Origin of the sequence: Pseudomonas sp. 18175, assembly GCF_050432925.1 — a bacterium.
Taxonomy (GTDB): domain Bacteria; phylum Pseudomonadota; class Gammaproteobacteria; order Pseudomonadales; family Pseudomonadaceae; genus Aquipseudomonas.
Map to the genome: position 1 here is coordinate 26411 of NZ_JBKFTO010000025.1, position 23437 is coordinate 49847.

The following is a 23437-nucleotide window of genomic DNA, read 5'->3' on the forward strand; positions in this document are numbered from 1 at the left end:
ATCCTACTCAGTGATCAAACACGGCGAGGGCCGCCGGGGTCTTGCTTGGGAGGGTCTTGGTGTCTTCGGGAACGTCGCTGCCGGCAGCCACGCCGCCGCCCAGGGCGGTGACCAGTTCGGCATGCGCACTCAGGCGTGCGGCCTGGACCTGTTGCTCGATCTGCTGCTGGTGAAACAGCAAGGTCTGGGCGTTGAGCACATTGAGGTAATCGGTAAGGCCGCGCTGGTAGGCGATCATGGCGATGTCGTAGGTTTTCTGAGCCGAGGCCACCGACTGCGCGGCGAAGTTCGACTGCTTGTCCATCGATTCGCGGCGGATCAGTTGGTCACTGATGCCCTTGAGCGCATTGACCAGGGTCTGGTTGTACTTGGCCACGGCAATGTCGTAGCCCGCGCTGGCTTCGCCCAGTTCGGCACGCAGGCGCCCGCCGTCGAAGATCGGCAAGGTGATCGCCGGGCCGACGTTGTAGTTGAATTTCTTACCGGCCAAAAATTCCAGCATGCCGCCGCCGGTGGCCATGTAGCCGAGGCTGCCCACCAGATCAACATTGGGATAGAACCCGGCATGGGCCACGTCGATGCCACGGGCTTGCGCGGCGACTTGCCAGCGGCTGGCGACCACGTCCGGGCGCTGGCCCAGCAGTTGCGCGGGCAGGCTCGATGGCAACTTGAGCGGTGCGGCCAGGGACAAGCTTGGGCGTTGCAACTGTGCGCCCTCCCCCGGGCCTTTGCCGGCCAATGCGGCCAACTGATTACGGCTCAGGGCGATTTCTTCGTCGAGGCCGTCCAGCTGGCGATAGGTTTCCGGCAACGGGGTTTCAGCCTGGCTGACATCGAAGTGCGTGCCGATCCCGGCGTTCAGACGTTTGTTGGCCAGGTCCAGAATCTGCTGTTGCTGCGCCAGGGTGGCGGCGACGATATCGCGGTTGGCGTAGTGCAGCGACAGCTGGATATAGGCGCGCACCACGTTGTTCTGCAGTTCGAGCTGGGCCTGGCGTGCCTCAGCCACACTCATGTGCGCCAGGTCGACGGCACGTTCGGTGGTGTTGCTTTCGCGGCCCCACAGGTCGAGGGCATAGCTAAGACCCAGGGATGAATTGTTGTCCCAGGTGGTGGCACCGCTCAAATCGCCGGGGCCGTAGAACTGATCCTTGGGCCAGTTATGGCGCTTGAGGGTAGTGTCGCTGTTGATCTGCAACGATTCGGCCGACTCGGCAACACCGGCCATGGCGCGTGCTTCACGAACGCGTGCGGCGGCCATGGCCATGCTTGGGCTGTTTTGCGTGGCCAGGTCGACCCAACGGTTGAGCTGGGGGTCGCCATAGGCTTGCCACCAAAGGGCCGTGGGCCAGTGGGCGTCCTGGGCGGCGCTCTGGATCGCTTCGTCGGTGGCCAGGTTATTGGCGCTTAGCGCCTGGCCTTGGGGGGCGATTCCTCCAGTTCCGATGCAGCCGCTGATTGCTAACGATAAGGCGCAAATACTGAGAGCCTTCAGCCCTCTGTTATTGAGAGTCTTCAGCTCTCTGCTGATGCGACGCGGCACGGCAAGCGAATTCCTGAGAGGGTGTTGCGGAGTAGGTGGCGCAATTCTAGGCGTCGGCTCATAGGACGATAAGCTGGCATTCCTGTGAATCTTTGTTACCGTTCAAGCGATAATCCGTTGGTAGGGATCACTGGACGGCGTAACTTTCTGTCACAATTTGCCATCTCCCTTGAGAACACCCCATGGACACTTTGCAAAACATGCGCGCTTTCAGTTGCGTGGCCGAAGCCGGCAGCTTCACCGCCGCCGCCGTGCAACTGGACACCACCACTGCCAACGTCTCGCGCGCGGTCTCCAACCTGGAAGCCCATCTGCAAACCCGCTTGCTCAACCGCACCACCCGGCGCATTGCGCTGACCGAGGCCGGTAAACGCTATTTGCTGCGCTGCGAACAGATCCTGGCCTACGTCGAAGAAGCCGAGGCCGAAGCCAGCGACGCCCATGCGCGCCCCGCCGGGCAGTTGAAAGTGCACACCATGACCGGTATCGGCCAGCATTTCGTCATCGACGCGATTGCCCGCTACCGCCGTACCCACCCTGACGTGACCTTCGACCTGACCCTGGCCAACCGCGTGCCCGACCTGCTTGACGAGGGCTACGACGTGTCCATCGTGCTGGCCAGCGAATTGCCGGACTCAGGCTTCGTGTCGCAACGTTTGGGCATCACCTACAGCATCGCCTGCGCCTCGCCGGATTACGTCAAGGCCAAGGGCTGTGCCCAACGCCCCCACGACTTGCTCAACCACGCCTGCCTGCGCCTGGTCAGCCCGGTGATCCAGCTGGACAAATGGACCTTCAACGGCCCCGAAGGCCAGGAAAGCGTGGCCATCAACACCTCGCCGTTCCTGGTGAACTCCGCCGACGCAATGAAAACCGCGATCACCAGCGGCATGGGCGTTGGCCTGTTGCCGGTGTATGCGGCGATTGAAGGCCTGCGCAACGGCACCCTGGTGCGGGTGATGCCCAACTACCGCTCCCAGGAGCTGAACCTGTACGCCATCTACCCGTCGCGCCAGTACCTGGATGCGAAGATCAAGACTTGGGTGGAGTACTTACGCGGTTCGTTGCCGGAAATTCTGGCGGCGCATCAGGCGGAGTTGGTGGCGTATGAAGTGAGTGGAAGTGTTGCCGGGGTGCGCCTGGCGAACTGATGACTTACAGACGATAGAAATCGAATGTGGGAGCGGGGGGGGGGGGGGGGGGGGGGGGGGGGGGGGGGGGGGGGGGGGGGGGGGGGGGGGGGGGGGGGGGGGGGGGGGGGGGGGGGGGGGGGGGGGGGGGGGGGGGGGGGGGGGGGGGGGGGGGGGGGGGGGGGGGGGGGGGGGGGGGGGGGGGGGGGGGGGGGGGGGGGGGGGGGGGGGGGGGGGGGGGGGGGGGGGGGGGGGGGGGGGGGGGGGGGGGGGGGGGGGGGGGGGGGGGGGGGGGGGGGGGGGGGGGGGGGGGGGGGGGGGGGGGGNGTTCAGTGGTGTCCTGACAACGCTGGGCAAGAATGTTAGCTTGCTTGGCATTCTTCCGTAGTCGATGAGCCCGCCTGCAATGAAAAAGACTGTCCTCGCCTTCAGCCGTGTCACCCCGCCAATGATCGAGCGCCTGCAACAGGATTTCGAGGTAATCGCGCCCAACCCCAAGCTGGGTGACATCAACGCTCAATTCAACGAAGCCCTGCCCCACGCCCACGGTTTGATCGGCGTGGGTCGCAAGCTGGGGCGCGAGCAGTTGCAAGGCGCGAGCAAGCTGGAGGTGGTGTCCAGTGTGTCGGTGGGCTACGACAACTACGACGTGCCCTACTTCAATGAACGCGGGATCATGCTCACCAACACCCCCGATGTCCTCACCGAAAGCACCGCTGACCTGGCCTTTGCCCTGTTGATGAGCAGCGCACGCCGCGTCGCCGAGCTGGATGCCTGGACCAAGGCCGGCCAGTGGAAAGCCAGCGTCGGCGCACCGCTGTTCGGTTGCGATGTACATGGCAAGACGCTCGGCATCGTCGGCATGGGCAATATCGGCGCCGCCGTGGCCCGCCGAGGTCGCCTGGGGTTCAACATGCCGATCCTGTACAGCGGTAACAGCCGCAAGACCGAGCTTGAACAAGAACTGGGTGCGCAATTTCGCAGCCTGGACCAGTTGCTGGCCGAAGCGGACTTCGTGTGCCTGGTGGTGCCGTTGAGCGACAAGACCCGTCACTTGATCAGCAGCCGCGAACTGGGCTTGATGAAATCCAGCGCAATCCTGATCAACATCTCCCGTGGCCCGGTGGTGGATGAGCCGGCGCTGATCGAAGCGCTGCAAACCGGGCGTATCCGTGGTGCCGGGCTGGATGTGTATGAACAGGAGCCGCTGAGCGAATCGCCGTTGTTCCAACTGAGCAACGCGGTGACCCTGCCGCATATCGGCTCGGCGACCCATGAAACCCGCGAAGCCATGGCCAACCGCGCCCTAGAGAACTTGCGCAGCGCCTTGCTGGGCGAGCGCCCGCAGAACTTGGTGAACCCGCAGGTCTGGAAGGGCTGAGCACTGGACCAGCTGTAGGACTGAGCACTGGTGGCGAGCGAGCTTGCTCGCGCTGGAGTGCGAAGCGCTCCCAGGTTTTTTGGGGCCGCTTCGCAGCCCAGCGGGAGCAAGCTACCTCGCCACAACTTGCTCTACAGTTTTCATTACGCGAGTCGATAACCTTCCATAGAAGATCGCATCCCTGATCCACAGAAGGTTTTTATGTCCACCACCAAAGCCCGCGCAGATTCACTCTCGCTTCTGCTCTTTACCTTGCGCAGCGGCAAGCTGATGGCCATCAACCTGCTGAAAGTCAGCGAAATCATTCCCTGCCCGCCGCTGACCAAGCTGCCGGAGTCTCACCCCCACGTCAAAGGCATCGCCACCCTGCGTGGCACGTCGCTGTCGGTGATCGACCTGAGTCGCGCCTTGGGGGAAATGCCCCTGCAGGACCCGGACGGTGGCTGCCTGATCGTCACCGATGTGAGCCGCTCCAAGCAGGGCCTGCACGTGCAGGCAGTGAGCAAGATCGTGCACTGCCTGACCACCGACATTCGCCCGCCACCCTTTGGCTCCGGCGGCAATCGCTCGTTTATCACCGGGGTTACCCAGGTAGAAGGTGGGCTGGTGCAGGTACTGGATATCGAGAAAGTCATCCACGGCATCGCCCCGGCGCAGATCGAGGCAGCGCCCACCGACCTGACCATGGAGGAGGCCGAAGTGCTGGGCCATGCACGCATCCTGGTGGTGGACGACAGCCAGGTGGCCCTGCAGCAGTCGGTGCATACCCTGCGTAATCTTGGCCTCACGTGCCACACCGCACGCAGTGCCAAAGAGGCGATTGATGTGCTGCTGGAGCTGCAAGGCACGGCGCAGCAGATCAACGTGGTGGTGTCGGACATCGAGATGTCCGAGATGGACGGTTACGCCCTCACCCGCACCCTGCGTGAGACACCGGACTTCCAGACACTGTATGTGCTGCTGCACACCTCGTTGGACAGTGCGATGAACAGCGAAAAAGCCCGCCTGGCCGGTGCCGACGCGGTACTGACCAAATTCTCTTCACCCGAGCTGACCAAGTGCCTGGTGGTCGCCGCACAAACCGTGGCGCAAAAAGGCCTGTGAGCGAATATTTCCAACTGCTGCGCCGCGATTTAACCGGCAGCCTGCCCGCCCCGCAGTGGCCGGCCAATACGCAGTTGGACCATTACCGCGACGACCTGGCCCCGGCGATTCATGCGGTGCTGCGCATGACCCAGGAACAAGGCGGCGGCCGTGTACCCAACCTGGAAACCTGGCAGCACCAGTTCACCACCGATGCCGAGTTCGACCCCACCCTGTGCCTGGTGGCGAGTAACGCCGGCGGCATCCTCGGCGTGGCCCAATGCTGGACCAGCGCCTTCATCAAGAACCTATCCGTCCACCCCTGCGCCCAGGGCCAAGGGCTGGGCCGTGCCTTGTTGCTGCACAGTTTCCAGGTGTTCAAGCAGCGCGGCGAACCCTATGTGGACCTCAAGGTACTGGAGAGCAATCTGCGCGCGCGGCAACTGTATGAAAGCGCGGGCATGAGATTTGTCCTACGGGACGTCGCGCAAGAAGACTGACAGGCACTGGCGCACAACTTGCTTCCACCGCAGGTATATCGGTGAACAGAGGTAAAAACCCGTCACCGTCACAGCGTGCCCTCTGACCTTGCCTGGTGACAGATCCGCCATGAATACTCATTTTTCCTGCGTCGGTTGCGGCAAATGCTGCACCGACCATCACGTCCCCCTGACCCTCGACGAAGCCCGCATGTGGGCGGCAGATGGCGGTAACGTCATCGTTCTGGTGGAAGGGTTCCTGGGCAATGGCCTGGGCCTGCCCGTGCAGCAACGCGAACATGCCGAACGCCGTTCGGTGGTGGTGCCCAGCGGCAACACCGAGGCGTTTGTGGCGATCACCTTTGCCGCCTACAACGCCGGGCGCTGCCGGAATCTTGACGAAGACAACCTGTGCCGCATTTATGAGCGGCGACCGTTGGTGTGTCGCATCTACCCGATGGAGATCAACCCACACATCCCGCTGAACCCCGCCGCCAAGGACTGCCCGCCAGAGTCCTGGGAACAGGGCCCGGCGTTGATCGTCGGGGGTGAGTTGATGGACCTGGAGCTGGCTGAGTTGATCCAACGCTCACGCCAGGCCGACCGTGATGACGTGCAGACCAAGGAAGCGGTGTGCGCCTTGCTGGGCATTCGTACTACGGCGCTCAAGGGCGATGGGTTTACGGCGTACCTGCCGGACATGGACGCATTTGCCAAGGCGATTGCGTTGGCAGCGCACCGCCCGGCGGTGGCCAATGAGTGGGTGTTTCATGTGTCAGGGATGGATATTGCAGAGCAGGTACTGGATGCCGGGGCGCAGGTGGCGACTGAGGTGCCGGCCAATTATGCGTTTATTTCGCTGAGGGCGGCGTAGGCCTTACCGGCCCCTTCGCGAGCAAGCCCGCTCCCACACTCGACTGCATTCCAACCTTGGAACTCGGTCAAATGTGGGAGCGGGCTTGCTCGCGAAGAGGCCAGCAAATTCACCACAAGGCCAACAGTCAGCGCCTCCCACTCCAAAACTCCCGCGCCAACTGCCGCAAATCCTCCGCCAACGCCGCCACATCACCCGAGCTGAGCTGGCTCTGCTGCCCAGCACTGACGGTGGCCTCCCCAGCGTTGCGAATGCCGACGATATTGCGGTTGATGTCCTCGCTCACCGCGCTTTGCTCTTCCACGGCAATTGCAATCTGTTGGCTCATGGCAGTGATTTGCGTGACCCGCTGGCTGATGCCATCCAATGCTGCAGCGGCCCGTTGCGCCTGCTGCACGCTGGCCTCGACGTGTTCGCTGCTTTGCGCCATGGCCTGCACCGCATCCCGCGCGCCGCCTTGGAGGGTGCTGATCATGCGCTGGATTTCATCGGTCGATTGCTGGGTGCGCTGCGCCAGGCCACGCACCTCATCGGCCACAACCGCAAACCCGCGCCCTTGCTCACCGGCACGGGCCGCTTCGATGGCGGCGTTGAGCGCCAACAGGTTGGTCTGCTCGGCAATCGTGCGGATCACCTCCAGTACACCGCTGATTTCGCCGCTGTGGTTTTCCAACTGGTGGATCACTTCAGTGGCCCGCGCCAGTTCCTGGGACAGGCGCAACACTGCATCACGGCTTTCATCGACGCGCTGATGGCCTTCACGGGTCTCGTTGCCAGCCTGGTCGGCCGCCTTGGACGCCTGCTGCGCATGGTTGGCCATTTGCGCCACGCTGGCGGCCATTTCATGAATGGCCGCAGCCACCTGGTCGGTCTGGGTCTGCTGGCCCAGGCTGCTGGCGTGGCTGCTGTCCAGTTGCCGAACCAACTGCGCTGCATGCCCTGACAGGCGCTGGGAAGCATCGCCGATACGCCCCACCACGGCGCCCACCTGGGCTTCGAGCATCTGCAGGGCAAACTCGATTTGCCCGCACTCGTCCCGACGTCCGGTATAGATCGCCTGGCTCAAAGGGTTGTCGGCGATCGCTCGCGCGCGCTGATTCAACTGGGCCAGAGGCCGAAGAATTACCTTCGCCCCTCCAGCACCTGCCACGCAGCCCGCCACCAACGCCAGCAGTTGCCACGTCAACGAGTAGGTCGCCAGGCCCAGTTCCAAGGCCCAGGTCACACCACCGGTCGCGGCGACCCACGCCGACACCTTCCCCCCCATGCCCACCGCCGGCCAGCGCAGCGATTTGCCCCCGCGCAAACGCGCATAGGCCCGCTCCGCCGCTGCCACCCGGCGCGCATCGGGCTGGGTGCGCACCGATTGGTATTCCACTGTGACCCCATCCCGGGCCACGGGCGTGGCATAGGCGCTGACCCAGTAGTGGTCGCCGTTCTTGCAGCGGTTTTTTACCATGCCCATCCACGAACGCCCGGTTTTCAAGGTTCGCCACATATGGGCAAATGCCTCGGGCGGCATATCCGGATGACGCAGCACGTTATGTGGCGTACCCAGCAGCTCGTCACGGCTGTAGCCGCTGACGTCGACAAAGTCCTGGTTGGCGTAGGTAATCGCGCTGGTCAGGTCGGTGGTCGAAAGGATATTGGCGTCGGGGGCAACGTCCACATTTCGACCGGTGACCGGCAGATTGATCTTCATGGATAAGCGCGCTCGTGATTATTGAAGGAGTCGGCAGGGCGTCGACTCTAAGCGCACCGATGGGGCAAATACTGATCCAGCTCATGATCCGCGCAATTAGTTAGCCATCACGGTATTTCCAAGCGATAAGGCTGCACGATCCGCTGGTATTCGCCGTTTTGCATCAACTGTTCCAGGGCGTGGTTGAGTTCATTGCGCAGCGCCGTATCGGGCTTACGCAGCGCGATCGACACCCCGTCGCCCAACAGCTCGGCGGAAACGGCGGGGCCTACAAAATCAAAATCCTCGCCTCTATCAGTGTCGAGCAGGGCGTCACGAATTTCCACGGTGCCCTGCAGGGTGGCATCGATATCGCCGGCTACCAGACTGCGGATCAGTTCATCGTTGAGCCAGAAACTCCTGATGATGACGCCCTTGGGGCCCCACTTCGAGTGAGCGAAAGCTTCGCGATTACTCCCCAGCAACACGCCGACTCGCTTGCCCTTCAACGCCTTTGGGGTCGGCACCAGACCCGAATCCCTGCGCGCCACCAAGCGGGTGGTGAAGGGATAAAGGTTGTCGGTGAAGCTGACCCAGCGCCGCCGCATGGGCGTAGGGGCGATGCCCATGATTGCATCGAACTGCCGGGCCTCAAGGGCAGGAAAGTCCTCGGCCAGTACTTGATCGACCCAGGTACAGCGCGCATTCAGCTGCAGACACAGGGCATTACCCAGCTCGATGTTCAGGCCAACCAACTGGCCTTGCGGGTTGCGACTCTGGAAGGGGGGAAATTGTGCAGCAACGGCAAAGCGGATTTCACGCCGGGGTGGATCAATGGCTGCAGCGGCATCCACCGAGAGCCATAGGGCAAACACGACACACAGATGTATCAGAGCCACGGGAAACGTCCTTTTCCGGAAAGAGCGCCCTCTGCCCCGCCCCGAAATCACTCAGGGCAAGGCAGAGGCGGTGCAAGCTTTCAAGAAAGAGTCGCGACCCTACAAGCGGAAATATCAGCGGGAGTTGTAGGCAATATCCGCCAATCTTTACAGGGCACTAATCTTAACGTTTACCCATGGAGCGGCGAGTACCCGGCGGAGCCATGCCCGGTGTCTTGGTGTGGCCGTTCTTGGCGCCGTTTTTATACCAAGGCTGGGCGGCATCCTTGGCCCCGGCCAGCTCACCCGGCTTGAACGGAAACTTGAACGCCGGGATCTCGGTTTTCGAGGCGACCTCAACACCGTCAGCTTCGGATTGATCAACGGCGTCGACGGCGTCAACAGGGGGTTGTGTCGGGGAATTCATGGAAGCTCCGGGGAGTACAAAAAGTGACGCGGCCATGAGTTGCGGGGCACGCTCGTAGGAAGTATACCTGCGCACCCCGACTCTTTGACCATCGTCGTACGAATGGTCAGGCGTTTGCTGACACGGCTGTCAGATAGCGGTCACTTTACTGACCGGGTCCGCAGGCTATAAATACCGTCCCATCTCTCCAACCCCCGTCCTGGCGCCTTACAGCATGCACATTCTTAGAAGAAAAACTGTATTGATCGTGGGAGTCCTTATCGTGTTGGCTGTGGCGGCCTGGGCGCTGACCCGGCCGGCCAAGGCCAAGCTCACCGCGTCCACGGCCGTGCCAGTACGCGTGATGAAAGTCGTAGAACAAGACTTGCCACGCTACGTCACCGGCATTGGTTCAGTGCTGTCGCTGCACAGCGTGGTCATCCGCCCACAGGTCGACGGCATTCTCACCCAGTTATTGGTCAAGGAAGGGCAACTGGTGAAGGCCGGAGACCTGCTGGCAACCATCGACGACCGCTCGATCCGCGCCAGCCTCGACCTGGCCAGGGCGCAATTGGGAGAAAGCCAGGCGCAGCTGCAAGTGGCGCTGGTCAACCTCAAGCGCTACAAGGAACTGAGCGTCGATGACGGCATTTCGAAGCAGACCTACGACCAACAACAAGCCCTGGTCAACCAGTTGAAGGCAACGATGCAAGGCAATCAGGCCGCGATTGATTCAGCCCAGGTACAACTTTCCTATACACAAATTCGCTCCCCGGTTACCGGTCGCGTTGGCATTCGCACCGTGGATGAAGGCAACTTCCTGCGCATGAGCGATACCCAAGGCCTGTTTTCGGTCACGCAGATCGATCCGATCGCCGTTGAATTCTCCTTGCCCCAACAAATGCTGCCGACATTGCAGGGCCTGATCGCCGCCAACTACCCCGCCAGTGTCGACGCCTTCCAGGGTGCCGACACCGATGGTGAGCACAGTGAGTTGCTGGGCGAAGGCCGTTTACGCCTGATCGACAACCAGATCAACAGCACCACCGGCACCCTGCGTGCCAAGGCCGAGTTCCGCAACAGTGCGCAAAAGCTTTGGCCCGGCCAACTGGTAACGATCAAGATCCAGACCGCCCTCGACCGCAACGCCCTCGCCGTTCCGCCGACCGTGGTGCAACGTGGCCTGGATTCGCACTTTGTGTACCGGGTAAACGGCGACAAGGTGGAAATCGTGCCTGTGCAGGTGGTTTACCAGGACAGCGAGCGCAACATTCTAAAAGGCATCCAGGCCGGTGACGTGCTGGTCAGCGATGGGCAATCGCGGCTCAAGGCCGGCGCCCAGGTCGAGATTCTCAAGGAGCAGCCCCAAGTGATTCAGACCGCTGAAGCCAAGGTGCAGCCATGACGTCGCGGGGGTCGATTTCCGCCTGGTGCATCGACCGCCCGGTCGCCACCCTGCTGCTGACCTTCGCCCTGGTGTTACTGGGGGTGATTGCCTTCCCCAAACTGCCTATCGCCCCACTGCCGGAAGCAGAATTTCCGACGATACAGGTGACTGCGCAGTTGCCCGGCGCCAGCCCCGACACCATGGCGTCATCGGTCGCAACCCCATTGGAGGTGCAATTCAGCGCCATTCCGGGCATGACCCAGATGACCTCCAGCAGCGCCCTGGGCTCAACCCTTTTAACCCTGCAGTTCACCCTCGACAAAAGCATCGATACCGCTGCGCAAGAAGTCCAGGCAGCCATCAACACCGCCGCCGGCAAGCTGCCCAGCGATATGCCGAGCCTGCCGACCTGGCGCAAGGTGAACCCGGCGGACAGCCCGGTGCTTATCGTTAGTGTCAGCTCCCGTGACATGCCCGGTACTGAACTGAGCGACCTGGTAGAAACCCTGCTGGCCAGGCAGATCAGCCAGATCGACGGCGTCGGCCAGATCAACATCACCGGCCAACAACGCCCGGCGATCCGCGTGCAGGCCTCGCCTGACAAACTGGCGGCCATCGGGCTGACCCTGGCGGATGTGCGCCTGGCGATCCAGCAGTCGAGCCTGAACCTGGCCAAGGGTGCGCTGTACGGCAAGAACAGTGTGTCGACCCTGGCGACCAACGACCAACTGTTCCAGCCGGATGAATACGGCGACCTGATCATTTCCTACAAGAATGGTGCACCCGTGCAATTGCGGGACGTGGCCAACGTGGTCAATGGTTCAGAAAACGCCTACGTCCAGGCGTGGGCTATCGACACCCCAGGCGTCAACCTGGTGATCACCCGCCAACCCGGTGCCAACATTGTCGAGACCGTGGAACGCATCCAGACCGAATTGCCGCGCCTGGAAGCCATGCTCCCGGCCTCGGTCCAGGTCAGCGTACTAATGGACCGCACCACCACCATCCGCGCTTCGCTGCACGAAGTGGAAATGACCTTGCTGATCGCCATCTTGCTGGTGGTTGGGGTGATGGCGATTTTCCTGCGTCAGTGGTCAGCCACCGTGATTGTGTCCAGCGTGCTCGGCGTTTCGTTGATCGCCAGCTTCGCCCTGATGTACGTGATGGGTTTCAGCCTGAACAACCTGACCCTGGTGGCCATCGTGGTGGCCGTGGGGTTTGTGGTGGACGATGCCATCGTGGTGGTGGAGAACATCCACCGCCACCTTGAGGCGGGTTTGGACAAACGTGAGGCAGCGATCAAGGGCTCCAGCGAAATCGGCTTCACCGTGGTGTCCATCAGCGTCTCCCTGGTGGCGGCGTTCATTCCGCTGCTGTTCATGGGCGGCGTGGTCGGCAGGTTGTTCAAGGAGTTTGCCTTGACCGCCACCTCGACCATCCTCATTTCCGTGGTGGTGTCCCTGACACTGGCCCCCACCCTCGCAGCCTTGTTCATGAAAGCGCCAAGCCATCGGCCCCATGACAAACCCGGCTTTGGCGAACGTCTGTTGGCCGGCTACGAAAAAACCCTGCGCCGCGCCCTGGCCCATCAACGCACGATGGCCTGTATCTTCCTGTTGACCCTGGGCCTGGCCGTGGTGGGTTATGTGTTTATCCCCAAGGGATTCTTCCCGGTCCAGGACACTGGTTTCGTCCTCGGCACCAGCGAAGCGGCTGCGGATGTTTCGTACCCGGACATGGTCGCCAAGCATAAGGCGCTGGCCGAGATCATGAAGGCTGACCCGGCGGTACGGGCGTTCTCCCACTCGGTTGGGGTAACAGGCAGCAACCAGACCATCGCCAACGGCCGTTTCTGGATTTCCCTGGTGCCACGGGGCGACCGCGACGTGTCCGCCAGCCAATTTATCGACCGCATCCGGCCCAAGCTGGCCAAGGTGCCGGGGATCGTGCTGTACCTGCGCGCCGGCCAGGACATCAACCTCAGCTCCGGTCCCAGCCGCAGCCAGTACCAATATGTGCTCAAGAGTAACGACGGTGCGACGCTCAACACCTGGACCCAGCGCCTGACGGAAAAACTGCGCTCTATCCCGCAGTTCCGCGACATCTCCAATGACCTGCAACTGGGCGGCAGCATCACCCACATCAGTATCGACCGCCGCGCCGCCGCACGCTTTGGCCTCACCGCCACCGACGTTGACCAGGCACTGTACGACGCCTTCGGCCAGCGCCAGGTCAACGAGTTCCAGACCGAAATCAACCAGTACCAGGTGGTGCTGGAACTGGACACCCAACAACGCGGCAAGGTCGAAAGCCTGAACTACTTCTACTTGCGCTCGCCGCTGACCAACGAAATGGTGCCGCTGTCGGCACTGGCCAAGGTTGACCCACCCACGGTCGGCCCGCTGTCCATCAGCCATGACGGTATGTTCCCGGCTGCCAACCTGTCGTTCAACCTGGCGCCCGGGGTGGCACTGGGGGATGCGGTGATCCTGCTCAACCAGGCGAAAAACGAGATCGGCATGCCGACCTCGATCATCGGCAATTTCCAGGGCGCGGCCCAGGCGTTCCAGAGCTCTCTGGCCAGCCAGCCGTGGTTGATTCTCGCCGCGTTGGTGGCGGTCTACATCATTCTTGGCGTGCTGTATGAAAGCTTCGTGCACCCACTGACCATCATCTCAACCCTGCCCTCGGCCGGTCTGGGTGCGCTGATCATGCTGTGGTTGCTGGGCCAGGACTTCTCGATCATGGCGCTGATCGGCCTGGTGTTGTTGATCGGCATCGTGAAGAAGAACGGTATCCTGCTGATCGACTTCGCGCTGGAGGCCCAGCGCGAGCGTGGGTTAACACCCCATGATGCGATCTTCGAAGCCTGTATCACGCGGTTCCGCCCGATCATCATGACCTCCCTGGCCGCCTTGCTCGGCGCCCTGCCGCTGATGCTCGGTTATGGCGCCGGCGCGGAGCTGCGCCAGCCCCTGGGTATCGCGGTGGTGGGTGGTTTGCTGGTGAGCCAGGCACTGACGCTGTTCACTACACCGGTCATATACTTGTACCTGGAAAAGTTTTTTCACCGGCCCACACCAACGCCTGCGTTGGCGACCACACACTGAGGCGGTGTCATGCGCGTCCTGATTATTGAAGATGAAGAAAAAACCGCAGACTACCTGCACCGCGGCCTGACGGAGCAAGGCTACACCGTCGACGTGGCCCGCGAAGGCGTCGAAGGCTTGCACCTGGCGCTGGAGAACGACTATGCGGTAATCGTGCTCGACGTGATGCTGCCGGGCCTGGATGGCTTTGGCGTGTTGCGTGCCCTGCGTGCGCGCAAGCAGACGCCGGTGATCATGCTCACCGCCCGCGAACGCGTGGAAGACCGCATTCGCGGCCTGCGTGAAGGCGCCGATGATTACCTGGGCAAGCCGTTTTCGTTCCTGGAACTGGTGGCGCGCCTGCAAGCCCTGACCCGCCGCAGCGGCGGCCATGAGCCGGTGCAGGTCACTGTCGCCGACCTGTGGATCGACCTGATCAGCCGCAAGGCCAGCCGCAATGGCCTGCGCCTGGACCTGACCGCCAAGGAGTTCTCCCTGCTCAGCGTATTGGCGCGGCGCCAGGGCGAGATCCTGTCCAAGACCGCCATCGCGGAGATGGTCTGGGACATCAATTTCGACAGCGATGCCAACGTGGTGGAAGTGGCGATCAAGCGCCTGCGGGCCAAGCTTGACGGGCCATTCGAACACAAGCTGCTGCACACCATCCGTGGCATGGGTTATGTGCTGGAGAGCCGCAGTGTCGGCTAATTCCCTCGCCCTGCGCCTGAGCACTATGTTCACTTTGGTGGCGTTGCTGATCTTCCTGTTGATCGGTGGCGCGCTGTACCAGCAAGTGGATCGCAGCCTGGGCTTGCTGCCGGGGGCTGAACTGGATGCGCGCTATAGCGTGTTGGAATCCTCGGTGAACCGCTTCGGTACGCCGGATCACTGGGTGAAGATGCAAGCCAAGCTCAAGCTCTTGAGTGAGGAAGACAAGCGCATTCGCTTCTGGGTGGTGAGCACTGACCCCTACTATGAATACGGCAACCCCGATGCGCAGATCCGTGCCTTTGCCGAAGGGCCTACCGGCAAGCGCGACCTGCGCCTGCCGGGGCGTGAATATCCGTTCAAAGTACTGGTGACCGAGCTGCCGGCCAAGGACCAGCGCCCGCCGCTGCGCTTTATGATCGCCATCGACACCGAAAACTTCCGCGCCACTCAGCACCATTTGCTGGTGGCGCTGATCAGCCTGGCGCTGATGGGCGTGGTCATGGCATCTCTGCTAGGTTTCTGGGTAGCACGCATCGGCCTCAAGCCCCTGGGCAAACTCTCGGAGGAAGCGCAGAAACTGGCGCCGCCCAAACTCTCCGGGCGCTTGCAACTGTCGCCGCTGCCGCCGGAGCTGAGCCAGTTCGTCAACTCGTTCAACGCCACCCTCGACCGCGTGGAACAAGCCTATTCGCGCCTGGAATCGTTCAACGCCGACGTGGCCCACGAACTGCGCTCGCCCTTGACCAACCTGATCGGCCAGACCCAAGTGGCGCTGACACGCGGGCGTTCGGCCGAGCATTATTTCGAGGTGCTGCAATCAAACCTCGAAGAGTTGGAGCGCCTGCGTTCGATCATCAACGACATGCTGTTCCTCGCCAGCGCCGACCAGGGCAGCAAGGCCACCAAGCTGATCGAAAGCTCCCTGGCCGATGAAGTAGCGACCACCCTCGACTATCTGGACTTCATCCTTGAAGACGCCCAGGTCCAGGTGCGGGTCCACGGCGACGCCCAGGTCCAGATCGAAACAGCCCACCTGCGCCGCGCGCTGATTAACCTGCTGAGCAATGCGGTGCAGCACACCGCACCGGGGCGGGTCATTGAAGTGAACATTGAGGTGCTGGAGCATCAGGTATTCATCGGTGTCACCAACCCTGGTGAAGCGATTGCCAGCGAACACCTGCCACGCTTGTTCGAACGCTTCTATCGGGTGGATGCCTCACGCAGCAACAGCGGGGCCAATCATGGATTGGGGCTGGCGATCGTGAAGGCGATTGCGTTGATGCATGGGGGGGATGTGTATGTGCGCAGTGAAGCGGGTGGCAATACCTTTGGCATTACTTTGCCCGTCTAAACACCGCAGATAAAAAATGTGGGAGCGGGCTTGCTCGCGAAAGCTATGTGTATGGCGCTGGAGCGTTTGGGTCGGAGTGCATATCCGTTATTTGGGTAACGGCGGCTTTGGGTTCCGCCCTTACGGCGGGTCACTTTTGGAAGAGCCCAAAAGTAACCAAAAGGCTCTTGCCCCACCACTCGGTGCCTCGCCTAGGCTCGGCATGCCCTCACTCCGGCTTGAATCCGTGGGCCGCCGCCACGCGCCATCCATGGCGCGGGGCGGCTAACCCGGCGTCCTGCCGGGTTACCCACGGATTCAAGCCTGCGTTCGGCCAGCGTGGTTTAACGGGGCGCCTAAGATCACAATCAAAAGCCAAATCAAAAGCCAGAGCCAGAGCCAGAGCCAGAGCCAGAGCCAGAGCCAGAGCCAGAGCCAGAGCCAGAGCTTCGGGCGGGGTTGGTCAGGCCATATAGTTGTGTAAATATCTATGGCCATCAGGGGCGAGCCCCCTCGCACATTTGAACCGCGGTGCATCAGGTAAACCCTGCGCCTCAACTGTTGCGATTTGGGCAACAGTCATTATCTTGTTACACTCTGTATCGTACCGCTCGCCTGCGTTAATTTGACGCATCGATGAGCGCGACGGCAAAGGCAGCCTCCCGCTTACCCGAATTTCCCTCGACTTATTTCCAGGGCTCTACGCTGGGAATCTGTCTTAAAGCCGCTGATATCAGCGGCTTTTTTTTGCCGTAAAAAAGGCCAGGCACACCCCCACGACACTGGCTGTTTACGATTGACCCAAGGAGCTTTACCGGTGAAGAACTCGCTGACGTTCACCCCGTTATTCCTCGCGATTGCAGCAACGATTGCCCCCCTTGCCCATGCGGCAGACTCTGCCCCCGGCGACGGTTTCGTCGAAGGTGCGCACCTCAATATCAACACCCGCAACTACTACATGAACCGCGACCGTCGCGACACGCACGTCGATGACAGCAAAGAATGGGGCCAGGGCTTTCTCGGCACCTTTGAGTCCGGCTACACCCAGGGCACGGTCGGCTTCGGCCTGGACGCCCACGCGATGCTCGGTCTGAAACTCGACGGTGGTGGCGGCACCGACGGCTCCAGCATCCTTCCCTATGGCAGTGGCAACGGCAAGGCTCCGGGCTCGTTCTCCACAGCCGGCGGCACCCTGAAAGTGCGTGCGTTTGACACCGAGCTGAAAGCTGGCGACCTGTTCCTCAACAACCCCGTGATCGCCGGCGGCATGACGCGCATGCTGCCGCAGACGTTCCGTGGCGTCAGCCTGACCAACCACAGCCTCGACGGCTGGATGTTCGAAGGTGGCCAGGCCAGCTTCACCAAGCTCTACAACCAGAGCGGCCACCAGCGCATCGGCACCAGCTACGGCGCCCTGCCTGGCAATACCGATCCCCAACACATGAACTGGGCCGGCGTGTCATTCAGCGGTATTGCCGGGTTGACCAGCAACCTCTACGCCTCCGAACTCAAGGACGTGTGGCACCAGTACTACTACGACCTGGACTACACCTACGCGCTCAATGACCTGGTCAGCCTCAACCCCGGCCTGCACTACTATCACACCCAGGACACCGGCCAATCGCTGCTGGGGGATATCGACAACAACACCTACAGCCTGCATTTCACCGTGGGCGTGGGCAACCACAGCGTCACCGCCGCGTACCAGCGGGTCAACGGCAACACACCGTTCGACTACATCGCCCAGGGCGACAGCGTGTACCTGGACAACTCCCAGCAATACTCGGACTTCAACGGCCCCAACGAGCGCTCGTGGAAACTCAAGTACGCCTATGACTTCGCAGGCCTCGGGCTGCCGGGCCTGACCTCTGCCGTGTCCTACATCAGCGGCAAGACCGACCTGACCAAGGTCGACCCGCAAAGCCGTGGCTACAGCAAGTGGTACAGCGCAGGTGGCAAGGACGCCAAGCACTGGGAGCGGGACATCGACCTCAGATACGTGGTGCAAGGCGGCAAGGCCAAAGACTTGGCCGTGCGCCTGCAATGGGCAACCAACCGTGGCAGCAACGGCTATTCAGCCGTGGACAATGACGTGGATGAATACCGGGTAATCGTCGACTACCCGATCAACGTGTTCTGAGGCGCGCATCTTTCTTTGCCGCCCCTCGTTTAATTTTCATCGGGTAGAACTAAACTGCCAGCATTGTCACCGCTGAAGTCTGCCCGATGAGTCAACCCCACACTCGAACCCTGCCGGCACGCCCAGAGCTTTTTCTGATTCTGGGCAGCGGCCTCACTGTTGCCCTGATCATGGTGATTGTCGCAGCGCTACTGGTACGCGAGCACACCAGCACCCTGCAGGCGGCCAAACGCGCGACCACCAACATTACCCAACTGATCAATGCCGATGTGCTGCGTAACGTCGAACTCTATGACTTGGCCCTGCAAGGGCTGATCACCGCGACTACGCGCAGGGATTTGTCCCAGGTGTCCCCGGACATTCGGCACCTGGTGCAGTTTGATCAATCCATCGCAGCGCCGTTCAAAGGCGAAGTGCTGTTGCTGGATGCCAACGGTGCGGTCATCGCCGACTCTTCGACCCTGTGGCCGTCGCCACGCAACTTCGCCAACCGCGACTATTTCCTGGCCCATAAAAACAGCACTCAGGCGGGCCTGTTTATCAGCCGCCCGTTCAAGATTCATTGTGCGTGCGATCAGGTCTGGCGCATTGCGTTCAGCCGCCGGGTTTCAGGGCCCGATGGCGAATTTGCCGGGGTGGCTGTGGCCACCATGCGTCTGGCGTACTTCGACCAATTATTCAACCGCCTCACTATCGGCAATGGCAGCACCGTCAACCTGCTGAACACCAAGGGCATTCTCTTGGCCCAGCAACCGTTGCTGGAGCGCGACATGATCGACAAGGACCTGAGCGACCGGCCCAACTTCAAGCGCATGCTGCGTGAAGGCGAAGGCAGCTTCCGGGCGATCTCTGCCATCACTGGCCAGGAACGCCTGTACACCTTCAGCAACGTGGGTGAGTTACCGCTGATCGTCGTGGTGGCTCTGGCGGCAGATGACGTGTTCGCCCCCTGGCAGCGCGCCGCCCTGCTTACCGGTGGCGCCACCGGCGTACTGTGCATTGGCCTGTTTTGGCTGACCTGGATGCTGCGTCGGGAACTGCGACGCCGTTATCGCACGGAACGGGTGCTGTCAGAACTGGCAGCCACCGACGCCCTCACGGGCCTTGCCAACCGCCGCATCCTCGACGAACGGTTGCGCCTGGAATGGGACCGCGCCCAGCGATCGGCCGACCCTATGACCCTGTTGATGATCGACGTAGACCACTTCAAGGCCTTCAATGACCGTCACGGCCATCACGGCGGCGATGAGGCGTTGCGCACCGTGGCCCAGGTGATCGCCACCAACATCCGCCGCCCCGCCGACCTGGCGGCGCGCTATGGCGGTGAGGAGTTTGCCGTGGTGTTGCCCCACACTGACGCCAAGGGCGCCCTGGTGATTGCCGAACATATCCGCAGCAGCATCGAGCACTTGCCACGGGTAGCGGGGGACGAGCGGCCGATCACGGTGAGCATCGGGATGAGCACGTGGGACAAGCGCAGCCGTATGTCGCTGGAGGCATTGCTGTTGAGTGCAGACCAGGCGTTGTATGAGGCCAAGCATACGGGGCGTAATCGGATTGTGGACGCTGCTATTTCGGGTCAGTGAGATCTGATGTGGGAGCGGGCTTGCTCGCGAAGGCGGTGTATCAGTCGATACAAGGATTGACTGACCCTCCGCATTCGCGAGCAAGCCCGCTCCCACATTTTGATCTTCATTGGCTCTGAATAGCACACATAAAAAAAGGCCACCCGAAGGCAGCCTTTCAAAACTAAAGAAAGAGAGTTGTTACTTACACCGCCGCAACGGGACGCATGTAAGAGATCGGTGCGGTGCTGGCATCTTCGAAGGTCACGACTTCCCAAGCGTCTGTCTGCTCAATCAACTTGCGCAGCAGCTGGTTGTTAAGGGCGTGGCCCGACTTGAAGCCTTTGAACTCGCCTATCAGGCTATTGCCCAGCAGGTAGAGGTCACCGATTGCATCGAGGATCTTGTGCTTCACAAATTCGTCTTCATAGCGAAGGCCGTCTTCGTTCAGTACACCATCCGCGTCGACCACAATGGCGTTTTCAACGCTGCCGCCGAGTGCGAGGTTGTGCTTGCGCAGGTACTCGATGTCACTCATGAAACCAAAGGTACGGGCGCGGCTGACTTCTTTTACGAACGAAGTGCTGGAAAAATCCACGCTTGCACTTTGGGTGCGGTCACGGAATACCGGGTGATCGAAATCGATCTCAAAGCTCACTTTAAAGCCTTCGAACGGGACGAAGGTGGCGCGTTTGTCGCCGTCTTCTACTGTCACTTCCCGCAGAATGCGAATGAACTTCTTGGCTGCGTCCTGTTCTTCCAGGCCGGCAGATTGAATCAGGAATACGAAAGGTCCAGCGCTGCCATCCATGATGGGGACTTCGGACGCGGAGAGCTCGACGTAGGCGTTATCGATGCCCAGGCCAGCCATGGCCGAGAGCAAGTGCTCCACCGTGTCCACTTTGACGTCACCGTTGACCAATGTGGTCGACATCGTGGTTTCGCCAACGTTTTCCGCGCGAGCAGGAATCTGCACCACAGGGTCCAGGTCGGCACGAACAAACACGATGCCGGTGTCGACAGGTGCAGGTTTGAGGGTCAGGTATACCTTCTCCCCGGAGTGCAGACCTACACCTGTGGCACGGATAATATTCTTCAGGGTGCGTTGTTTAATCATGGCTTGGACCGCTTGAGCGCAAATTGCGAACTGGTATCAACAAAGGCTGGCGATGATAGCAGACCAGACCTTTGCTGAACACCAATCACCTTCATAGCCCTGATACATTCCATCAATCGGCCTGACGACGCAGGAATGCCGGGATGTCCAGGTAGTCCAGGTCATCTTGCGGATTCGGGCTACGGGACGCTGCAGCACCGGCCTGAGCCTGGTTGCGCATCACGGTCGGACGATCCAGGTCGCGGTAGTTCACCGACGGCAGTTCCTGGCGCGAAGGCGCTGGAGCAGCAGCCGCTTGGCTCGCCTGGCTGGTGTGCAGGGTGTTGTCGATGACCTTCACAGGCTTCTCGATTTTTGCACCCAGGCCGGTGGCAACCACGGTCACATGCAGCTCGTCGCGCATGTCTGGGTCGATTACGGTACCGACTTTGACCATGGCGTGCTCGGAAGCGAAGGCTTCGATGATGCTACCCACGTCGGAGTACTCACCCAGGGACAGGTCAGGACCGGCGGTGATGTTCACCAGGATGCCGCGTGCACCTTGCAGGTTCACGTCTTCGAGCAACGGGTTGCGGATGGCCGCTTCGGTGGCTTCACGCGCACGGTTCGGACCGCTGGCGCAGCCAGTGCCCATCATCGCCATACCCATTTCGCTCATCACGGTACGTACGTCGGCAAAGTCGACGTTGATCATGCCTGGGCGCTTGATGATGTCGGAGATACCGCGAACGGCACCGGCCAGTACATCGTCAGCCTTGGCGAATGCGGACAGCAGGCTTGCGTCCTTGCCCAGGATGGTCAGCAGCTTCTCGTTGGGAATGGTGATCAACGAGTCGACGCTTTCAGACAGCAGACGGATACCTTCGTCGGCGATCTGCATGCGCTTGCGGCCTTCGAACGGGAACGGACGGGTCACGACCGCAACCGTCAGAATGCCCATTTCCTTGGCCACTTCGGCGATGATCGGTGCAGCACCGGTACCGGTACCACCGCCCATGCCCGTGGTGATGAACACCATGTTGGTGCCCTGCAGCACTTCGGCAATACGCTCGCGGTCTTCCAGGGCGGCTTGACGGCCGACTTCCGGGTTGGCGCCAGCGCCGAGGCCTTTGGTTACGGCTGTGCCCAATTGCAGGATGGTCCGCGCGCCGATGCTTTTGAGCGCTTGGGCATCAGTGTTGGCGCAGATGAATTCAACGCCTTCAATGTTGCTCTTGACCATATGGTTGACAGCGTTGCCGCCGCCACCGCCGACACCGATTACTTTAATAACCGGGCTTGCGGGGATGTTGTCTACGAGTTCGAACATGTTCCCTCTCCTTTCATTTCTCTAGTTTTTTCGCCTACTGCTTCCAGCGGTGTTGCGGTAAATCGTTAGAAGTTGCCCTTGACCCATGCCTGCAACCGCTCGAACAACGGCGCTTTGGCCTCGTCATCGTTGCGGTAGCTGTCACGGATGCTTGGGCCCGACAGGGAAATGCCGTCGGTCTGCTTTTGCAGGCCGTACAACAGCAAGCCCACGCCAGTGGAATAAATCGGGTTGCGTACCACGTCGCCCAAACCTTTCACGCCATGGGGCACGCCCAGGCGAACCGGCATGTGGAAGATCTCCTCGGCCAACTCGACCGCGCCTTCCATCTTCGAGGTACCACCGGTCAGCACGATGCCGGCCGGGATCAAATCTTCGTAGCCACTGCGGCGCAGTTCAGCCTGAATCAGGGTGAACAGTTCGTCGTAGCGCGGCTCGACCACTTCGGCCAGGGCCTGGCGCGACAGTTCACGCGGTGGGCGGTCGCCCACGCTTGGCACCTTGATGGTCTCGCCAGCACCGGCCAGCTTGGCCAGGGCGCAGGCGTAGCGGATCTTGATTTCTTCGGCGTACTGGGTCGGTGTGCGCAGCGCCATGGCGATGTCGTTGGTCACCTGGTCGCCGGCAATCGGGATCACGGCGGTGTGACGGATCGCACCTTCGGTGAAGATCGCGATGTCGGTGGTGCCGCCGCCGATGTCCACCAGGCACACGCCCAGCTCTTTTTCGTCGTCGGTCAGTACGGAGTAAGCCGAAGCCAGTTGCTCCAGAATGATGTCGTCGATTTCCAGGCCACAGCGGCGCACGCATTTTTCAATGTTCTGTGCAGCGTTGACGGCGCAGGTCACCACGTGAACCTTGGCTTCCAGACGTACGCCCGACATGCCCAAAGGCTCGCGAACGCCTTCCTGGTTGTCGATCACGTAGTCCTGCGGCAGCGTATGCAGCACGCGCTGGTCAGCCGGGATCGCCACGGCTTGGGCGGCATCGAGTACACGCTCAAGGTCGGCGGCGCTGACTTCACGGTCGCGGATCGCCACGATGCCGTGGGAGTTCAGGCTGCGGATATGGTTGCCGGCCACGCCGACGAACGCCGAGTGGATCCGGCAACCGGCCATCAGCTGCGCTTCTTCGATGGCGCGCTGGATCGATTGCACGGTGGACTCGATGTTCACCACCACGCCCTTCTTCAGGCCCCGGGACGGATGCGTGCCAATACCGACGATCTCGATCACGCCGTCTTCGCCGACCTCGCCCACCAGCGCCACCACCTTGGAGGTGCCGATATCGAGACCGACGATCATTTTGCCGCTTTGCACGTTTGCCATGGGTCC

18 protein-coding genes and 1 pseudogene are annotated in these 23437 nt (G+C 61.5%); 11 read left to right on the forward strand and 8 right to left on the reverse strand.

Annotated features, from left to right (window positions below; translation table 11 throughout):
- Positions 1–7: 7 nt before the first annotated feature.
- The gene (locus ACLD1Y_RS26020) at positions 8–1543 is read right to left on the reverse strand and encodes an efflux transporter outer membrane subunit (RefSeq protein ID WP_429480612.1); all 1536 of its coding nucleotides are present in this window, start codon (positions 1541–1543) and stop codon (positions 8–10) included.
- A 182-nt stretch (positions 1544–1725) separates the two neighbouring features.
- Here ACLD1Y_RS26020 and ACLD1Y_RS26025 point away from each other — a divergent pair, with 182 nt between their 5' ends.
- From ACLD1Y_RS26025 to ACLD1Y_RS26045, 5 genes are all read left to right on the forward strand, one after another.
- Positions 1726–2694, forward strand: a complete 969-nt coding sequence (locus tag ACLD1Y_RS26025; RefSeq protein ID WP_429480613.1) for a LysR family transcriptional regulator — start codon at positions 1726–1728, stop codon at positions 2692–2694.
- Between the two features lie 385 nt (positions 2695–3079).
- A complete protein-coding gene (locus ACLD1Y_RS26030) occupies positions 3080–4054 on the forward strand; it encodes a 2-hydroxyacid dehydrogenase (RefSeq protein ID WP_429480614.1) in 975 nt (324 codons plus the stop codon).
- Between the two features lie 201 nt (positions 4055–4255).
- Complete coding sequence (locus ACLD1Y_RS26035; protein WP_429480615.1) at positions 4256–5158, forward strand: chemotaxis protein CheV; 903 nt, start codon at positions 4256–4258, stop codon at positions 5156–5158.
- Positions 5155–5637: a GNAT family N-acetyltransferase gene (locus ACLD1Y_RS26040; RefSeq protein ID WP_429480616.1), complete on the forward strand. Its 483-nt coding sequence runs from the start codon at positions 5155–5157 to the stop codon at positions 5635–5637. The genes ACLD1Y_RS26035 and ACLD1Y_RS26040 overlap by 4 nt, the downstream gene beginning before the upstream one ends.
- 109 nt (positions 5638–5746) lie before the next feature.
- Complete coding sequence (locus tag ACLD1Y_RS26045) at positions 5747–6490, forward strand: YkgJ family cysteine cluster protein (RefSeq protein WP_429480617.1); 744 nt, start codon at positions 5747–5749, stop codon at positions 6488–6490.
- Positions 6491–6617: 127 nt separating this feature from the next.
- Here the strand turns inward: ACLD1Y_RS26045 and ACLD1Y_RS26050 are convergent, their stop codons facing one another.
- The 4 genes and pseudogenes from ACLD1Y_RS26050 to ACLD1Y_RS26065 all read right to left on the reverse strand — a co-directional run bounded on the left by ACLD1Y_RS26050 (position 6618) and on the right by ACLD1Y_RS26065 (position 9476).
- Positions 6618–7676, reverse strand: a complete 1059-nt coding sequence (locus ACLD1Y_RS26050) for a methyl-accepting chemotaxis protein (protein WP_429480660.1) — start codon at positions 7674–7676, stop codon at positions 6618–6620.
- Positions 7677–7910: 234 nt separating this feature from the next.
- Positions 7911–8192 (reverse strand): annotated as a pseudogene (locus ACLD1Y_RS26055) (PAS domain-containing protein); the annotation flags it as partial.
- A 107-nt stretch (positions 8193–8299) separates the two neighbouring features.
- Positions 8300–9070, reverse strand: coding sequence for a transporter substrate-binding domain-containing protein (locus ACLD1Y_RS26060; RefSeq protein ID WP_429480618.1), 771 nt, complete (start codon positions 9068–9070; stop codon positions 8300–8302).
- 163 nt (positions 9071–9233) lie between these two features.
- The gene (locus tag ACLD1Y_RS26065; RefSeq protein WP_429480619.1) at positions 9234–9476 is read right to left on the reverse strand and encodes a hypothetical protein; all 243 of its coding nucleotides are present in this window, start codon (positions 9474–9476) and stop codon (positions 9234–9236) included.
- Positions 9477–9690: 214 nt separating this feature from the next.
- Here ACLD1Y_RS26065 and ACLD1Y_RS26070 point away from each other — a divergent pair, with 214 nt between their 5' ends.
- The 6 genes from ACLD1Y_RS26070 to ACLD1Y_RS26095 all read left to right on the forward strand — a co-directional run bounded on the left by ACLD1Y_RS26070 (position 9691) and on the right by ACLD1Y_RS26095 (position 19698).
- The gene (locus ACLD1Y_RS26070) at positions 9691–10860 is read left to right on the forward strand and encodes an efflux RND transporter periplasmic adaptor subunit (protein ID WP_429480620.1); all 1170 of its coding nucleotides are present in this window, start codon (positions 9691–9693) and stop codon (positions 10858–10860) included.
- Positions 10857–13952, forward strand: a complete 3096-nt coding sequence (locus ACLD1Y_RS26075) for a multidrug efflux RND transporter permease subunit (RefSeq protein WP_429480621.1) — start codon at positions 10857–10859, stop codon at positions 13950–13952. Before ACLD1Y_RS26070 ends, ACLD1Y_RS26075 begins: the two co-directional genes overlap by 4 nt.
- A 9-nt stretch (positions 13953–13961) precedes the next feature.
- On the forward strand, positions 13962–14639 hold the full coding sequence (locus tag ACLD1Y_RS26080) for a heavy metal response regulator transcription factor (RefSeq protein ID WP_017138176.1): 678 nt from the start codon (positions 13962–13964) through the stop codon (positions 14637–14639).
- Positions 14629–15993: a heavy metal sensor histidine kinase gene (locus tag ACLD1Y_RS26085; RefSeq protein ID WP_429480622.1), complete on the forward strand. Its 1365-nt coding sequence runs from the start codon at positions 14629–14631 to the stop codon at positions 15991–15993. The genes ACLD1Y_RS26080 and ACLD1Y_RS26085 overlap by 11 nt, the downstream gene beginning before the upstream one ends.
- A gap of 796 nt (positions 15994–16789) precedes the next feature.
- Positions 16790–18112: an OprD family porin gene (locus ACLD1Y_RS26090; protein ID WP_429480623.1), complete on the forward strand. Its 1323-nt coding sequence runs from the start codon at positions 16790–16792 to the stop codon at positions 18110–18112.
- Positions 18113–18198: 86 nt separating this feature from the next.
- On the forward strand, positions 18199–19698 hold the full coding sequence (locus ACLD1Y_RS26095; RefSeq protein ID WP_429480624.1) for a sensor domain-containing diguanylate cyclase: 1500 nt from the start codon (positions 18199–18201) through the stop codon (positions 19696–19698).
- Positions 19699–19882: 184 nt separating this feature from the next.
- Here ACLD1Y_RS26095 and lpxC read toward each other — a convergent pair whose 3' ends face one another.
- From lpxC to ftsA, 3 genes are all read right to left on the reverse strand, one after another.
- Positions 19883–20794 (reverse strand): UDP-3-O-acyl-N-acetylglucosamine deacetylase, encoded by a 912-nt coding sequence (lpxC, locus tag ACLD1Y_RS26100; protein ID WP_003171886.1) that lies wholly within the window; start codon positions 20792–20794, stop codon positions 19883–19885.
- Between the two features lie 112 nt (positions 20795–20906).
- Positions 20907–22103 (reverse strand): cell division protein FtsZ, encoded by a 1197-nt coding sequence (ftsZ, locus tag ACLD1Y_RS26105; protein ID WP_122487590.1) that lies wholly within the window; start codon positions 22101–22103, stop codon positions 20907–20909.
- Between the two features lie 65 nt (positions 22104–22168).
- Positions 22169–23431: a cell division protein FtsA gene (gene ftsA / locus ACLD1Y_RS26110; protein ID WP_122487589.1), complete on the reverse strand. Its 1263-nt coding sequence runs from the start codon at positions 23429–23431 to the stop codon at positions 22169–22171.
- Positions 23432–23437 lie beyond the last annotated feature (6 nt).

What these genes read in the sequence shown, in the direction of transcription:
- ACLD1Y_RS26025 (WP_429480613.1), top strand. Translation starts at nt 1,726, where the DNA reads ATGGACACTTTGCAAAACATGCGCGCTTTCAGTTGCGTGGCCGAAGCC.
- ACLD1Y_RS26030 (WP_429480614.1), top strand. Translation starts at nt 3,080, where the DNA reads ATGAAAAAGACTGTCCTCGCCTTCAGCCGTGTCACCCCGCCAATGATC.
- ACLD1Y_RS26035 (WP_429480615.1), top strand. Translation starts at nt 4,256, where the DNA reads ATGTCCACCACCAAAGCCCGCGCAGATTCACTCTCGCTTCTGCTCTTT.
- ACLD1Y_RS26045 (WP_429480617.1), top strand. Translation starts at nt 5,747, where the DNA reads ATGAATACTCATTTTTCCTGCGTCGGTTGCGGCAAATGCTGCACCGAC.
- ACLD1Y_RS26065 (WP_429480619.1), bottom strand. Translation starts at nt 9,476, where the DNA reads ATGAATTCCCCGACACAACCCCCTGTTGACGCCGTCGACGCCGTTGAT.
- ACLD1Y_RS26070 (WP_429480620.1), top strand. Translation starts at nt 9,691, where the DNA reads ATGCACATTCTTAGAAGAAAAACTGTATTGATCGTGGGAGTCCTTATC.
- ACLD1Y_RS26075 (WP_429480621.1), top strand. Translation starts at nt 10,857, where the DNA reads ATGACGTCGCGGGGGTCGATTTCCGCCTGGTGCATCGACCGCCCGGTC.
- ACLD1Y_RS26080 (WP_017138176.1), top strand. Translation starts at nt 13,962, where the DNA reads ATGCGCGTCCTGATTATTGAAGATGAAGAAAAAACCGCAGACTACCTG.
- ACLD1Y_RS26095 (WP_429480624.1), top strand. Translation starts at nt 18,199, where the DNA reads ATGAGTCAACCCCACACTCGAACCCTGCCGGCACGCCCAGAGCTTTTT.
- lpxC (WP_003171886.1), bottom strand. Translation starts at nt 20,794, where the DNA reads ATGATTAAACAACGCACCCTGAAGAATATTATCCGTGCCACAGGTGTA.
- ftsZ (WP_122487590.1), bottom strand. Translation starts at nt 22,103, where the DNA reads ATGTTCGAACTCGTAGACAACATCCCCGCAAGCCCGGTTATTAAAGTA.
- ftsA (WP_122487589.1), bottom strand. Translation starts at nt 23,431, where the DNA reads ATGGCAAACGTGCAAAGCGGCAAAATGATCGTCGGTCTCGATATCGGC.